Below are 14,096 nucleotides of genomic sequence, written 5' to 3' on the forward strand. Positions count from 1 at the left end.
CGTTCAGCCGTGGAACCGGGGGACTTAGCGTCCGCCTTGAGCTCCGCAGGCTTGGCGTCGGCCGTGGCCTCAGCGGACCTGGCGTCCGCCTTGGGGGCGGTGGGCGCAGCGTCCACCTTGGGGGCAGAGGGCTCGGCGCCAACCGTGGACTCGGCGGGCTTTGCATCCGCCATGGGGTCGGCAGACTTGGCGTCAGCCGTGGAACCGGGGGACTTAGCGTCCGCCTTGAGCTCCGCAGGCTTGGCGTCGGCCGTGGCCTCAGCGGACCTGGCGTCCGCCTTGGGGGCGGCAGGCTTTGCGTCAGCCAGGGGCTTCGCAGGCTCAGCGTCAGCCGTGGACTCGGCGGGCTTTGCGTCCGCAGTGGACCCGGCGGGCTTTGCGTCCGCCGTAGGCCCGGGTGCCACCGCGGGCTCGGCGGCAGCGTCGCGGGAGTCGTCCGCGTCGCCGGAGGGGCCGTCCTGGCCCGCAGCCGCGTCAGCCTGTTCGGGCTCATCGGCGGAGTCAGCGGCGTCACGGGAGCCGCCCGCAGCGCTTACGGAACCAGCCGTGCCCGTGGGCTCAGAGGCGCTGGTGGCCGCGTCGGCGTCACGGGAATCGTCCGAGTCGGCAGGCTCATCGGCCGCCGCGAGCTCGGCAGACGCGGTGGCGTCACCGGAACTGCCCGCGCCACCCGCGGAACCGTCCGTCTGCGCAGGCTCGTCGGCCACCGCAGACGCGGAAGAGCCAGCGTTCTCGTTGGCCGCATCGGCATCGTCAGAGCTCGCCACGTCCGCAGCCTTCGCCTCGGCGGCAGCCGAAGCCCCGCTCCCCGCGGCGGACTCACCGGCCGCACCGGCATCGTCAGAGCCATCCGCGTCGCCCGCAGCGTCACCGGAGCTCGCCACGTCCGCAGGCTCGGAAGAGCCGGGAGCCTCGTCAGAGTTGCCCGCGTCGCCGGAGCTTGCCGCGTCCGCAGGCTTGTCAGAGCCGCCCGCGTCGCCGGAGCTCGTCGTGGCCGGAGTCTTCGGCTCGGCGGCAGCCGGAGCCCCGCTTTTCTCGGCGGTCGCGTCCGCCGCCGCAGCCCCGGGGGCCTCCTCCTCGTCCGCCGTGGCCACCCACGCCGCCACAGCGGCCCTCAGCCGGGCGTCGCCGGGCTCGGGGGCCTTCGCGCCCTTGGGGGGCTCCTCGGGCGTGGCCGAGGACTCGCTGCGCTCGTCCGGGCCGGAGGCCACCGCCTTCGTCGAGAAGACCGCCGTCGCCTGATCCTCGCGCTCCTCGCGCGCCGCGGGGACCTCCCGGGCCACCGCGAGACGCGGGTCGCGTTCCTCCGGCGCCGGTGCCGGCACGGACGGTTCTGCCCCAGTCGGGTTCCCCGACGACTTCCGCTGCTTCGACCTGTCGGGGGTCTCGCCCGCCACCGATGCCTCCTCGTACGCCATGCCGCTCGCGTTGCCGTTGCGCCAAAACCACGGCCGGACCCGCTGTCCGAACCATGTACCAGTGTCCTGTGTGAGGGCTTAACCCCCGTGGTAGACGAGAACGACATACCTACTGGTTCCCGTACGTACCGGTCACGCACTCTCGACAGACCAATGTGAGAGGGGTCACCCTGTCATTCATCCACGCGGGGAGGCATGGATGGGCAGGAGCCGCAGAACAATTCCGGAGGAGCTTCTGCTGCTCGCTTTGGACCCGGCCACGGGTACCACAGCGCAGCCGCAGTCGCTCGACCTCGGTCTGGCCGGAGCACAGCTAGTGGAGCTGGCGCTGGCCGGACGGATAGCCCCAGACGGGGATCGTATCGCCGTGGTGATGCCACGGCCGACCGGAGATCCGACTCTGGACTCCGCACTGGAACTGCTGCGCAGGCGCGGCAGCCCGGTTCGGGCAGTCCACTGGATTGGCGGGCCCCGACTGGGGCTGCGCCAGATCTACCTCGCGCACCTGGAGCGGTGCGGCATGGTGCATGCCGTATCGGGCCAGATGTGCGGAGTACTGCCGACGACTCGCTACCAGGCGACGGACACGGCAATCAGCCGGGACATCAGGTCCCGACTGGACAGCGCGATCCGCACCGGCGTACCCCCGGACCCGCGGACCGCGGCGCTCGCCGCGCTCGCTCACGCAGTGGGACTCGGCAAGCACCTCTACCCCGGCAACGAAGGGCGTTCATCGCGCTCCCGTCTCCGGGACCTGATCAGGCACGACCCGATGGGCGGCCTCGTGGCGCACGCCGTGATGGACGTCCAGAACGGTGTGGCCGCTCAGCCACGCCGCAGCCCGGCCCCAGCGGGACCGGGTGGGCCGGGTGGGCCGGGTGGACCAGGCGGTGGCCGACAGCCGGCCAGGACCGTGCCGGAGCCCGGCGGGGTTCCGATGCAGCCGCGCCGCGGATCCATGGCACGTGCCGTGGCCCACTGAGCCGGTCAGAGATGTAGGGAAGCAGGGAAACAGGGAAACAAGGACTCACCCGCAGTACCCGCAACACCCGCAACACCCGCAACAAAGGACTCACCCGCAGTACCGGCAACAGCAACGCCGCACCGCAGTCCCCCAGACCCGGTTCGGGAGCCGCTGGGCCGCGCGGGGCACTGGCATCGGGCCGTCCGGACGACGACACCGGTACCTCCGCCCCGCGCGGCCGCGCAACTGGCACCGCGCGGCCGGGCCGCACCCCTCGCACCAGTCCTCATGTCCGTCTTCGCGTCGCATGCATGGCAATGCAAGGCAGTTCGCACTTCACATCGGCTGTTTCCCAGCGGTGCGCGACGCGTTGGTGGCACTCTGCTGAACAGCAGATACGCAAAGTAGAGGCATGTAGTCGGAGGTGCACGTCCGTGGCGTCCAATGTCAATCCCACCGTCAGGCGACGCCGGTTGGGCCAGGAGCTCCGCAGGCTCCGCGAGCTCAAGGGCATGACGGCCGAGGAGGTGGCCGAGCGCCTGCTGGTCTCGCAGTCGAAGATCAGCCGCCTCGAGAACGGCCGCCGTTCGATCAGTCAGCGCGATGTACGCGACCTCTGCGGGGTCTACGAGGTCGAGGACCACCGCATCGTCGACTCGCTCATGCAAATGGCCAAGGACTCCCGCCAGCAGGGCTGGTGGCACTCCTTCGGCGACATCCCGTACAGCGTCTACATCGGTCTGGAGACGGACGCCGCATCCTTGCGCGTCTACGACCCGCAGGTCGTCCCCGGCCTGCTCCAGACCCGTGCGTACGCGGAGGCGCTCATCACCGGCGCGCTGCCGGAGACCACGCCGACGGACATCGAGAAGCGAGTCCAGGTCCGCGTCCGCCGCCAGGAGCGCATCAACGCCCCGGAGAACCCGCTGCGTCTGTGGACCGTCCTCGACGAGTCCGCGCTGCGCCGCGTGGTCGGCTCCCGGCACCTGATGCGCGACCAGCTGGAGCACCTCGTGGAGCAGTCCCAACTGCCGCACGTGACAGTCCAGGTGATTCCCTTCGAGATGGGCGCGCATCCCGGCCTCAATGGCCAGTACGCGATTCTCGAGTTCCCGGATGCGGCGGATTCCAGCGTCGTCTACATCGAGGGCGTCACCAGCGACCTGTATCTGGAGAAGGCCAACGACGTGCAGCAGTACAGCGTGATGTACGAACATCTGCGGGCACAGGCACTGAACGTGGATCAATCACGCCAACTCATCGCAGACATCGCGAAAGAGTATGCACGCTGAGGCATACGTCGCCTATGAGACCGCCTCGCGAGGGAAAGCGCCGCACGGTACACCTACCACTCGGCGAGGCGGAAGACCCCACTGGAATATGCCATCCGGTCGAGTGAACGCCCGCTTCACTCAGCGATGTTGGCGAGTAGCGTCATTCACGCCATCAAGCAACATCTGTTGGCGCAGCCGCTGCCGGCGGTGACCGCAACTCAACCACTGGGCGAACCGGAGTAACCATGGCAATTCATCAGGGCGCTACGAATACGTGGGTCAAGTCCTCGTATTCCACGGGAAACGGCGCATGTGTCGAGGTCAAGTCCCCTCTTGCGACAGCGATTTCGGTACGAGACTCCAAGGTCACCGAGGGACCCGTCCTCGCCTTTCCCGCCGACTCATGGCGCGCGTTCGTCTCCGAAGTCGGCCGGGAGAAGTAACGAGAGATCGACAATTGCATAAGCAACACCGATTGAGCCCTCTCGACTGGCCCGCCGTCCCGGCCGAGGGGGCTCGGCCTTTCCCGGAGCTGATCGACTACCGGAGCTGATCGACGTACGTATCCGTTCCCGGCACCGTGGGAATGAACGGAGCCACCAGCTCCACCCTCCCCAGGCCTGATTCCGCCACCGCGTCCGCCCGCCCGGCGAAATGCTCCTGCCAGCACTCCCGCGGATCGGCCTGCAGGAACCAGAGCAGCGTGAGGCGCGTGTCGACTCCCTCCACCTGCTTCACGTACGTCATCCGGTCCCCCGGCAGCGGAGTCGGCCGGAAAATGGTCACCATCGCGGCCGGAGACCCGGCGAGGGCACGCGGCAGATGCCTGGCCCGCAGCCACTCCAGCAGTTCCGCCCGCTGCGCGCCCGACTCGGCGTCGACGACTTCGAGCACGAGGCCCTGGTAGGGGTGGTCCAGCGCATGGAAGTCGCGTGGTCCGGCGGCCCCGTCGCGGTAGACGGTGGCCTCGTGGTCCTGGAAGGCCGTGAACACGTGCGTGCGGTCCTGATAGACACGGCCGTCGCGATTCAGGCGCTTGTTGATGCCGACGGTCCACTTCATGTGCTCGTCGTAGCGGCCCTCGGTGACCCAGTAGGTGGAGAGGTAGCAGCCGGCGGTCACGGGCTCGGCGATCGCCGACTTCTCCGGGTGGCGCAGGAGTTGCAGTTCGCGGGGAGCGACCCAGCGGCGGCCCGCGTACATCCAGGGCATCGCCATCGCGCCGGCGTAGTAGTGGTCGTCCTCGTACCAGCGGTTGTACGCGCACTCGTGGCCCGGGTGCGGCTCGACCATGGTGATCAGGGCGTGGCCCGGGTGCACGCCGTACGGGCCGACGGCGGCCAGTTCACCGTAGACCTCGCTGCGGGTGTCCTCGCTCATGAGTCTTCCTTCCTCCGGTGGTCGCCCATACTCTGACGCCCCGTCAGCAAAACTGCCAGAGCCGGGAGGCGCCCCATGCGCTCGCTCCTCGAAGGAAAGACCGTCGTCGTCTCGGGGGTCGGCGCGGGCCTCGGCCACCAGGTGGCGGCCGCCGTCGTACGGGACGGGGGCCGGGCAGTGCTCGGGGCGCGCACGGAGGCGAACCTCGCCAAGTCCGCCGGCGAGATCGACCCCGAGGGCACGCGGACGGCGTACCGCCCGACCGACATCACCGACGAGGCCCAGTGCGAGGCGCTCGCGGGCCTGGCGCGCGAGCGGTTCGGCGGGATCGACGCGGTGGTCCATGTGGCCGCCTGGGACAGCTACTTCGGCGGCGTGCAGGACGCGGACTTCGCCACCTGGCAGCAGGTCATCGACGTCAATCTGCTCGGCACGCTGCGGATGACGCGGGCCTGCCTCCCGGCGCTGAAGGAGCGCGGCGGCTCCGTGGTGTTCATCGGCACGCAGTCGGCCGTCGCGGCGCCCTCGCAGGTGCGGCAGGCGGCGTACGCGGCGTCGAAGGGCGCGCTGACGTCGGCGATGTACTCCCTCGCGCACGAGGTGGGCCCTGACCGTATCCGGGTGAACACCGTACTGCCCGGCTGGATGTGGGGCCCGCCGGTAGAGGCGTACGTCCAGTTCACCGCACACACCGAAGGGGTGCCGGAGACGGAGGTGCGGGACCGTCTCGCGGCGCGGATGGCGCTCCCGGAACTGGCGACGGACGGGGACGTGGCGGACGCCGCGGTGTTCCTGGCGTCGGACATGGCGCGGGCGATCACGGGACAGTCACTGCTGGTGAACGCGGGTGAGCTGATGCGGTAGAGCGCTCGGCGGAACAGGCGACGGCTGTACGGGACTTGGGTCCCGTACAGCCGTTTTCGTGTGCTCCGGGGCTTGAGAACTCACTGCCGGGCCCCCTGCTCGTCGGTCAAGCATGTGAACGCAGGTCAGCAAACAGAACGATTTTACTCGCTCTTGACCTTACTGCCGGTTGTCGGCACCGCACACCCGAACCCACGATGAGCGGGCACTTCAAGGCCGCCCAGGTCCGTATGTCACGAAACTGGCGAAGTGCACGGCATAACAGCACAGTTCACAAGGCGGACCCCTGGAGGGGGCACATGAACAGTCTCGACTGGGCCGTGCTCATCGGCTACTTCGGCATCATGGTCGCGATCGGCGTCTGGTCCCACAAACGCGTGGACAACGTCAGCGACTTCTTCACCGCGGGCGGCAAGATGCCCTGGTGGCTGTCCGGCATCTCGCACCACATGTCCGGCTACAGCGCCGTGATGTTCACCGGGTACGCGGGCATCGCGTACACCTACGGCGTCACGTCCTTCATCACCTGGTCGTTCCCGATCGCGCTCGGGATCGCCATCGGCTCCAAGCTCTTCGCGCCCCGCATCAACCGGCTGCGCGGACGCCTGCACGTGGCCTCACCGCTCGAATATCTCAAGAACCGCTACAACCTGAAGACCCAGCAGGCCCTCGCCTGGTCCGGGATGCTCCTGAAGATCGTGGACGTGGCCGCCAAGTGGGCCGCCATCGCCACCCTGCTCTCCGTCTTCACCGGCATCTCGATCAACCAGGGCATCCTGATCACCGGCGTGATCACCGCCATTTACTGCACGATCGGCGGCCTGTGGGCGGACGCGCTCACCGAGCTCGGCCAGTTCATCATCCAGCTCCTCGCCGGTGTCGCGATGTTCGTGGCCGTGGTGTCGAAGCTGGGCCCGCACGGCGGCTTCTTCGGGGTCTGGGACGAGCCCGAACTCGCGGGCCACGGAAAGCCGCTGGTCGGCCCGTACGGCACGATCTTCCTGCTCGCGTTCCTCTTCATCAAGCTCTTCGAGTACAACGGCGGCATGCTCAACCAGGCCCAGCGCTACATGGCCACGGCGACCCCCCGCGAGGCCGCGCGATCGGCCCGGCTCTCGGCGGTGCTGTGGCTGGTGTGGCCGGTCATCCTCTTCTTCCCCATGTGGATGTCCCCGCTCCTGGTGGACGCGAAGAAGCCGGACGGCTCGGACTCGTACGCCCTGATGACCGAACAACTCTTGCCACACGGCCTGTTGGGCCTGGTCATCGTCGGCTTCTTCTCCCACACGATGGCCATGTGCTCCTCGGACGCCAACGCGATCGCCGCGGTCTTCACCCGGGACGTGGCGCCGGTGATCTCCCGGCAGGCCAGGCTCTGGAACGAACGCTCGGGCCTGCTCGCCGCGCGTCTGACGACCGTCGTCTTCCTCGGCCTGTCCATGGCGGTGGCCACACAGGTCAACTCGCCCGCGTTCAAGGACATCATCACGGTCGTCATCAAGTGGGTGGCCGGTCTGATGGGTCCGATCGCGATCCCGATGATGCTGGGTCTGCTGCGCACGTTCCGCAAGTCGGGTCCGACCGCGGCGCTCACCAGCTGGTCGATGGGCCTGCTCGCCTTCTGGCTGGTCAACTACCCGATCAACTGGGCCGTCGAGGGCGGGGTGCCCCTGGAGTACCAGGTCTCGATCCCGCTGGCGGTCTCGCTGATCCTCTACATCCTGGTCGGCTACCTGAAGCCGGAGGACACTCCGGAGCGGGACGCGATCATCGAGAAGATCAATACCGATGACGACGGCTCGGCGGCGGCGGCTGTTCCGGCACCGGCGGAGCCCTTCGAGCGGGAGGGTGTGGCCCGCTCGCAGGTGAAGGACTGACGCGACAGCTGCGGGAGTCGTCGGGTGGGCCGGGGGTGACACCTCCGGCCCACCCGGCGTTTCTATGCCCGCGGATACCGCGCGAGCCACCCGGGTGACGAGACCGCAGGCCCGTGCAGCGCGGGACCCTGCGTCATCTCCATCGCGAAGTCGTCGGCCAGCTCAAGGATCGTGGCCCGCCCTTCCAGCTCGGTGAGCCAGGCGGGCGGCAACGCGGTCTCGCCGTGCAGCGCGCCGAGCAGCGCCCCGCACAGGGCGCCCGCGGCAGCAGACGAACCGCCGTGGTTGATCGCGAGCCGCAGCCCGTGGCGGATGTCCTCGCCCACCAGGGCGCAGTACACGGCGGCGGCAAGGGCGCCCTCGGCGCCGCCGTCCCCCATCAGCTCCTCCACCCGGGAGGGAGTGGGCATCCCCTGCCGTACGGCTCCCAGGGCGTGCTTCAGCGCGTCGGTCACGGGCTGGTGACCTGGCCGGGCGGCCAGCAGGGCGAGCGCCCGCTGGATGGCGCCGTCCAGGGAATCCCCGCGGGCGAGACCGTGGACGAGGATGGTGTGCGCGCCGGCGGCGAGATAGGCGGTGGGGTGCCCGTGAGTCTGTACGGCGCACTCCACGGCGAGCTGCAGCACCAGCTGCGGCTCCCAGCCGACGAGGAGCCCGAAGGGCGCGGACCGGGTGACGGCCTCGGCGCCCTGCTCGCCCGGGTTCTTGGGGGCTTCGAGCGTCCCCATGTTCTCGTCGCCGAACCCGATCAGGCAGGCGCGGGCGGGCGAGCGGCGCGAGTAGAGCCACTCCTCACGGGCCAGCCAGCCGTCTTCCTTGCGCCGTTCGTCGGGCCCCCAGTCGCTCTGGGTGGCCGCCCAGCGGCGGTAGGCGCGGTGCAGGTCGGTGGGCGGATGCCAGGCGCCGGTGTCGCGCCGCACCTGGGCGCGTATGAGTCCGTCGACGGTGAAGAGGGTGAGCTGGGTGGCGGCGGTGACGGCGCCGCGTCTGCCGTGCGCGGGGGCGGGTTCGGTGAGGCCTTCGGCGCCGTGCGCCTCGCGTATCTCGTCCAGGCTCAGCGCGTCGACGGGCGCGCCAAGCGCGTCCCCGACGGCGGCTCCGAGGAGAGTGCCGCGCACCCGGCTCCGGAAGTCCTGCTGCTCGGCGCGCCCCCAGACTCCGGTGGCTGCTGCGGTACTCACGGCACCTCCTCCCCTGGCTCGCCCCCTGCACTTCCGCGCATGTTCTGCGCAGCACTGTAATCGACCGGGAACAGTCGGTTCAGGGTCGATGCGATTTCTAAGGAGACGCCCTTCAGGTCACTTTTGACCGGCCTTCACCTGGGCTTTCAGAGATCTCCGCAGGACGCCTGCGAGCTCCACCGCTCCCGGAACGCGTCCCTGGCCGCGACCACCCTGGCCAGGCGCGGGGCCAGGCGGGGCCGGTCGGCGCCGGGGGCGTCGAGGAGTCCGGTGAGGAGGTCGGAGAGTTCCGCCAAGTCCTCCCAGTCGACTTCCGGGGGCGCCGTGGCCAGGACGCGGTCCAGGCTCGCGTCGAGGGACGTCCAGTCGGCCATGGCCGCACCAGACACCACGTGCACGCAGTCGTCGGCTACGGAGGGCGGCGCCTCCCGCGGCTGCCAGAGGCGGATCGCCTCCTGCCACGAAGGGAGGGCCGCGTCACACCCCTTCGCGCCGCTCTCCGTCAGCGCCAGGACGAACGCACCGGCCTCCTCGTCGGCCGCGGCGAGCGTCCGCGCCGCCTCCCGCGCACGGTCCCACTGCCCCGTCATGCGATACGCCTTGGCCAGCTCCTCGCCGTCGTCGGGGTCGTCCACGTCCAGCACCGCGAGCGCCCGCTCCGGGTCACCCGTCCACATGTGGAGCTCGGCGGTCTTGCGGCGCGCCCAGGCGAGGTCCACACCGATCTCCGCATAGCGCGCGAGATCGGCGAGGGCCTGCTCCCAGCGGCCGCACGCCAGACAGGTCTGCGCACGGACGGCCAGCGTCCAGCCGTCGTCCGGTTCCGCCTCGACGGCACGGTCGAGATCCGCCGACGCCTGCGCGTATCGGCCCAGTTTCCGCAGCGTGGAGCCGCGCAGCACCAGCGCCAGCTGGTAATCGGGAGCCATGCCGAGCACCTGGTCGAGTTCGGCGCATGCCTCCTCGTACCGCCGGAGATCGTGCAGGACCGCGCCACGCAGGTACAGCAGCCCCTCGCTGTCCGGCCGGAGCGCGCATGCCCGGTCGACGTCGGCGAGCGCGCGCTCGTGATCGGCCAGGGCTCGGTGCACGCCTGCCCTCTGGGTCAGCGCCCAGGCGTTGTCGGGATGAAGGTCGAGGGACCGGTTCAGGTCGGCGAGCGCCTCCTCGTGCCGCCCGAGGTCGTTCAGCGCGGCACCGCGGCTCGCGTACGCCGACGCGTACGCGTCGTTGAGCCCGATCGCCCGGTCGTAATCCGCGAGAGCCTCCTCCGGCCGGTCCGCGGTCCGCAGGGCGTCACCCCGCTCACACGCGACGAACGCCGACTGCGGGGAAACCCGGGCCGCGAGGTCCAGGTCCGCCATCTGCTCCGCGTGCTGCCCGCGGTGACGTCGTATCCGCGCACGGCGCGCCAGCGCCCACGCGTACTCCGGGTCGAGTTCCACCGCCCGGTTCAGATCCGCGAGGGCCTCGTCGTCCTGCTCGATGCTGTACTGGGCGGCGCCCCGGGACGCCCAGGCATACGCGTCCGTCGGCCGGAACTCGATCGCCCTGCTCAAGTCCCTGATCGCCTCACCCCAGTTGCCGAGCACCCGGTGGTATTCGCCCCGCAGCCGCAGGGCCCGGCGGTAGTCCGGGTCCACGGCGAGGGCACGGTCGAGCTCCGTGATCGCGGCGTCGAAATCGCCCTGCTTGGCCCGGGTCGACCCCTTGCCGTAGTGGGCCCGCGCCAGCTCCGGTTCCAGGGCGAGGGCGCGGTCGTACTCGGCAAGCGCCTGCTCGTACGCCCCGCTCTCCCGCAGATCGCGGCCCCGCAGCATCCGGGCGACCGCCTGCCCCCGCACGTCGAGGCCCGCCCGGTCGGCCAGCAGTCCCAGGGCGTCGGCGCACGCGTTCTCCGTCAGCGCGGCCAGCAGGTCCCGCCCCCACCGCCCGGCAACCGCCGCGCCCGCGTCCTCCCCGGCGTCCACCAGGACCTGCGCCCAGCGCCGGGCCACGACCTCGCCCATGTCGCAGGCGTCGACGACCTCCCGCAGGACAGCGGGCAGCGCTCCCCGCTCCCCCGCGCACAGCAGGTGGTACGACTCCGCGAGCCGCAGCTCACGCCAGGCCTCCGACTCCCACAACTCCGCCGCGTCCACGCCCGCTTCCGCCTCCGCCCGCCACGCCGCGAACGTCTCCGCCAAGCGGCCGTGCGCCTCCGCCCACCCCCGTGGCGACCCCCTGCGCTGCGAGCGGAGCATCGGCGCCCGCACCACGTCGTGGTACTGCACCCGGTCGCCCCGGTCGCTCACGAAGGGCAGCCCCCGCAGCCAGCCGAAGAGCCCGGGCACCTCCCCGTCCGTGCAGATCCCGTCCACCGCCGCACGGAACACATCCGCGTCGAAGCTCCTGGGCAGCGCGCACGCCAGCGCCACCGCCCGGCGCACGGGGTCCCGCTCCCACTTCAGGAAGCGCTCGACCGCGGTGGCGCTCGGGTCACCGACGTCGTCCGGGGCCGCGGGCCTGCCCTCGGCGAGCGTGGAGACCAGGACGGGCAGGCCGCCGGAGAGCCGCAGGACCTCCTCCACCACCGGCTCCGCCACCACGCCCTTCCCGGCGAGCAGCCCCCGCGCCTCAAGTTCCGTGAAGGGACCGAGCGGCACATCCATGACGAAGTCGCCGTAGCCGCCCCACCGGACCGTGTCGAAGGGCCGCTGCCCGGCCGTCACCACGATCACGTCGGCGGGCAGCGCACCGTGCCGGTCGGTGAGCATCACGTCGTGCAGCCAGCTGTCCAGGAACGGCGCCGTCCTCTCGTACGTGTCGAAGAAGAGGACGATCCACGGCGCGTCCTTCGCCGCGTCGGCCAGTTCGTCCAGGAAGACCGGGGTGAGGACCCGCTCAGGGGACAGGACCAGCTGGACGTCGTCCTGGTTGCCGAGGCGCGCGCTCAGGCCCGCGCGCAATCTGTCGGCACCCTGCGCGAGTTGGGCCGGGTCGACCGCTCCCGCGAAGGCGCCCACGCCCGGCAGGAGGCCGAGCCCGACCAGGCTCGCGCGGGCGGCGGTCATGCTGCCGGTGGAAGGCGTGGGCACTCCCGCGGGTCCGGGCTCCTGGCCCGCGGCCTCGAACATCGCCGCAGCCGACGCCGATTCCGCTTCGTGACGGCGTTCGCGGTGGGTCGCCAGAAGCCGGGTGAGGTCCTTGCAGCGGCGGCCCCGCAGAGCGAACTGGGCGGCGATCGCCGCCATCGCCTCGGGCACGCTGCCGACCGACTCGTCGACGTACGCGGTCAAGGCGCCGCGCTCGCGGGCGAGTTGCTCCCACTCCCGCACCAGGGACGTCTTGCCGACGCCGCCGATCCCGTGCACGTGGAACAGGAAACGGTGCCGCTCGTCCGCCGGAGGAACGTCGAAGTTCGCGCGGAACGCGTCGAGTTCACCCCGGCGGCCGACGAACCCCGCACGCCTGCGGCGGCGAATCAGCTCCTGCATGGACGGCTGTTCCGCCCCCGCCGACACCACTACAGGATCACCCTCCCCGCGATACGGACTGCCCTGCGCCCAGTGTTCCACCGGTCCCGGGGACGGCGGGCCGAAACCGTGTGGCGGGAAACGGAGGGCAACGTCACGGGAATGTCCGGGCGTCGTAACAAGAAACCTGCGGGGTACAACCACTTCACCCGTGGGCCTGTCTTCCCTGGTGTCACAGCAGTTACCCCACAGGAGGACCAGTGCGTCGCTCACTCATAGCCGCCGTCGCGGTGACCGCGCTCGCGACCCCGTTCGCCGTCGTCGTCACGGCCGGTTCCGCCGCCGCGGCGCCCGCCGCGGCGAGCAAGCCCGTGACCGACTTCAACCATGACGGATACGCCGACCTCGCCATCTCCGCGGGCGGCGGCGCCGTCGACGGCACGGCAGGCGCCGGCTACGTATCGATCGTGTACGGCTCGGCCTCGGGCCCCGACACCGCGCACGCCAAGCAGATCAACCGCACCACCCCCGGCATTCCCGGCGACCCCGAGGAGGACGGCAGCTTCGGCGCGTCCACCGAGGCCGGTGACCTCGACGGCGACGGATACACCGACCTCACCGTGAACAACGGCAAGACCCACGCGGTGGTCTGGGGTTCCGCGAACGGACTGACCCAGGGCGCCGAGCTGCCGGGCGACTACGTGAACGAGCTGAAGGCCGGTGACTTCAACGGCGACGGCAAGACGGACCTCGTCGCCAACTCGCAGAACACCCTGAAGGTGAACTACGGCCCGTTCACCCGCGACGGGAAGCCCGCCTCCACCTCGTCCGTCGAGAACGGCGACGACGGCCCCCAGGACCTCATGGTGGGCGACGTCACCGGGGACGGCGCCGACGACCTGGTGACCGGCCACGCCATGGAGGAGATGCAGCACTCCTCACGCCTGTGGAAGGGCACCAAGGACGGCCTCTCCACGACGTCGACGCCGACCAAGAAGTTCACGACGAACGGCGTCATCGCCGACGTGGACAAGGACGGCTACGGCGACCTCGTGGCCCACGAGGTGGACGAGGTCTCCGAGACCCAGGTGTACGACGCGGGCGCGATCCGTGTCGTCTACGGCTCCAAGTCCGGCTTCTCCACCCGCACCGCGAAGATCGACCAGGACACCGCGGGCGTCCCGGGCGCCAGCGAGGCCGCCGAGATCAACGGCCCCGAGCGCGGCGACCAGTTCGGCTACTCCCTTTCCGCGGGTGACGTCACCGGCGACGGCTACGCAGACATCGTTGTCGGCGTGCCCGGCGAGAACCTCGGCAACGTCGCGGACACCGGTGCGGTCGTCCTGCTCAAGGGCGGCGCGAGCGGCCTGACCGGCACCGGCGCCCAGGCCTTCAACCAGGACACGGCGAACGTCCCCGGCGTCTCGGAGAAGGGCGACAACTTCGGTGAGGCGGTCCAGCTCACCGACGTGAACAAGGACGGCCTCGCCGACCTGACCGTGGGCGTGCCCCAGGAGGACGGCACGACCAAGGACTCCGGCGCCGCCTGGCTGTTCCGCGGCGCGAAGACCGGCCTGACGACGACCGGCATCACGTCGTTCAGCCCGTCCTCGCTCGGCACCCCGGAGGCGGGCGCCTACTTCGGCGCCGACCTCACCGGCTGACCCCGCCCCCCGGTGTGAC

9 protein-coding genes and 1 pseudogene are annotated in these 14,096 nt (G+C 70.6%); 6 read left to right on the forward strand and 4 right to left on the reverse strand.

Features of this window, described 5'->3' with window-relative positions; translation table 11 throughout:
* Positions 1–1,418 (reverse strand): annotated as a pseudogene (locus tag AB0I66_RS33780) (hypothetical protein); the annotation flags it as partial.
* A 199-nt stretch (positions 1,419–1,617) separates the two neighbouring features.
* Here AB0I66_RS33780 and AB0I66_RS33785 point away from each other — a divergent pair.
* The 3 genes from AB0I66_RS33785 to AB0I66_RS33795 all read left to right on the forward strand — a co-directional run bounded on the left by AB0I66_RS33785 (position 1,618) and on the right by AB0I66_RS33795 (position 4,099).
* A complete protein-coding gene (locus tag AB0I66_RS33785; protein WP_363211804.1) occupies positions 1,618–2,400 on the forward strand; it encodes a GPP34 family phosphoprotein in 783 nt (260 codons plus the stop codon).
* A gap of 416 nt (positions 2,401–2,816) precedes the next feature.
* Complete coding sequence (locus AB0I66_RS33790; RefSeq protein WP_363211805.1) at positions 2,817–3,674, forward strand: helix-turn-helix transcriptional regulator; 858 nt, start codon at positions 2,817–2,819, stop codon at positions 3,672–3,674.
* Positions 3,675–3,901: 227 nt separating this feature from the next.
* Positions 3,902–4,099 (forward strand): DUF397 domain-containing protein, encoded by a 198-nt coding sequence (locus AB0I66_RS33795; RefSeq protein WP_363211806.1) that lies wholly within the window; start codon positions 3,902–3,904, stop codon positions 4,097–4,099.
* A gap of 97 nt (positions 4,100–4,196) precedes the next feature.
* Here the strand turns inward: AB0I66_RS33795 and AB0I66_RS33800 are convergent, their stop codons facing one another.
* Positions 4,197–5,036: a hypothetical protein gene (locus AB0I66_RS33800; protein WP_363211807.1), complete on the reverse strand. Its 840-nt coding sequence runs from the start codon at positions 5,034–5,036 to the stop codon at positions 4,197–4,199.
* A gap of 75 nt (positions 5,037–5,111) precedes the next feature.
* Here AB0I66_RS33800 and AB0I66_RS33805 point away from each other — a divergent pair, with 75 nt between their 5' ends.
* The gene (locus tag AB0I66_RS33805; RefSeq protein WP_363211808.1) at positions 5,112–5,900 is read left to right on the forward strand and encodes an SDR family oxidoreductase; all 789 of its coding nucleotides are present in this window, start codon (positions 5,112–5,114) and stop codon (positions 5,898–5,900) included.
* Between the two features lie 299 nt (positions 5,901–6,199).
* The gene (locus AB0I66_RS33810; protein WP_363211809.1) at positions 6,200–7,777 is read left to right on the forward strand and encodes a sodium:solute symporter family protein; all 1,578 of its coding nucleotides are present in this window, start codon (positions 6,200–6,202) and stop codon (positions 7,775–7,777) included.
* A 62-nt stretch (positions 7,778–7,839) separates the two neighbouring features.
* On the opposite strand, the gene AB0I66_RS33815 is transcribed toward AB0I66_RS33810, so the two are convergent.
* Positions 7,840–8,958 (reverse strand): ADP-ribosylglycohydrolase family protein, encoded by a 1,119-nt coding sequence (locus AB0I66_RS33815; RefSeq protein ID WP_363211810.1) that lies wholly within the window; start codon positions 8,956–8,958, stop codon positions 7,840–7,842.
* Positions 8,959–9,104: 146 nt separating this feature from the next.
* Positions 9,105–12,434 carry a tetratricopeptide repeat protein gene (locus tag AB0I66_RS33820; RefSeq protein ID WP_363211811.1) on the reverse strand — a complete coding sequence of 1,110 codons (3,330 nt, stop codon included), beginning with the start codon at positions 12,432–12,434 and terminating at the stop codon, positions 9,105–9,107.
* A gap of 239 nt (positions 12,435–12,673) precedes the next feature.
* Between AB0I66_RS33820 and AB0I66_RS33825 the strand changes: the two genes are divergently transcribed.
* Positions 12,674–14,077: a VCBS repeat-containing protein gene (locus AB0I66_RS33825; protein ID WP_363211812.1), complete on the forward strand. Its 1,404-nt coding sequence runs from the start codon at positions 12,674–12,676 to the stop codon at positions 14,075–14,077.
* Positions 14,078–14,096: the final 19 nt, after the last annotated feature.

Source organism: Streptomyces sp. NPDC050439, assembly GCF_040655335.1.
GTDB lineage: Bacteria > Actinomycetota > Actinomycetes > Streptomycetales > Streptomycetaceae > Streptomyces.

Coding starts and splice junctions, on each gene's coding strand:
- AB0I66_RS33785 (WP_363211804.1), top strand. CDS start 1,618: ATGGGCAGGAGCCGCAGAACAATTCCGGAGGAGCTTCTGCTGCTCGCT.
- AB0I66_RS33795 (WP_363211806.1), top strand. CDS start 3,902: ATGGCAATTCATCAGGGCGCTACGAATACGTGGGTCAAGTCCTCGTAT.
- AB0I66_RS33800 (WP_363211807.1), bottom strand. CDS start 5,036: ATGAGCGAGGACACCCGCAGCGAGGTCTACGGTGAACTGGCCGCCGTC.
- AB0I66_RS33805 (WP_363211808.1), top strand. CDS start 5,112: ATGCGCTCGCTCCTCGAAGGAAAGACCGTCGTCGTCTCGGGGGTCGGC.
- AB0I66_RS33810 (WP_363211809.1), top strand. CDS start 6,200: ATGAACAGTCTCGACTGGGCCGTGCTCATCGGCTACTTCGGCATCATG.
- AB0I66_RS33820 (WP_363211811.1), bottom strand. CDS start 12,434: ATGCAGGAGCTGATTCGCCGCCGCAGGCGTGCGGGGTTCGTCGGCCGC.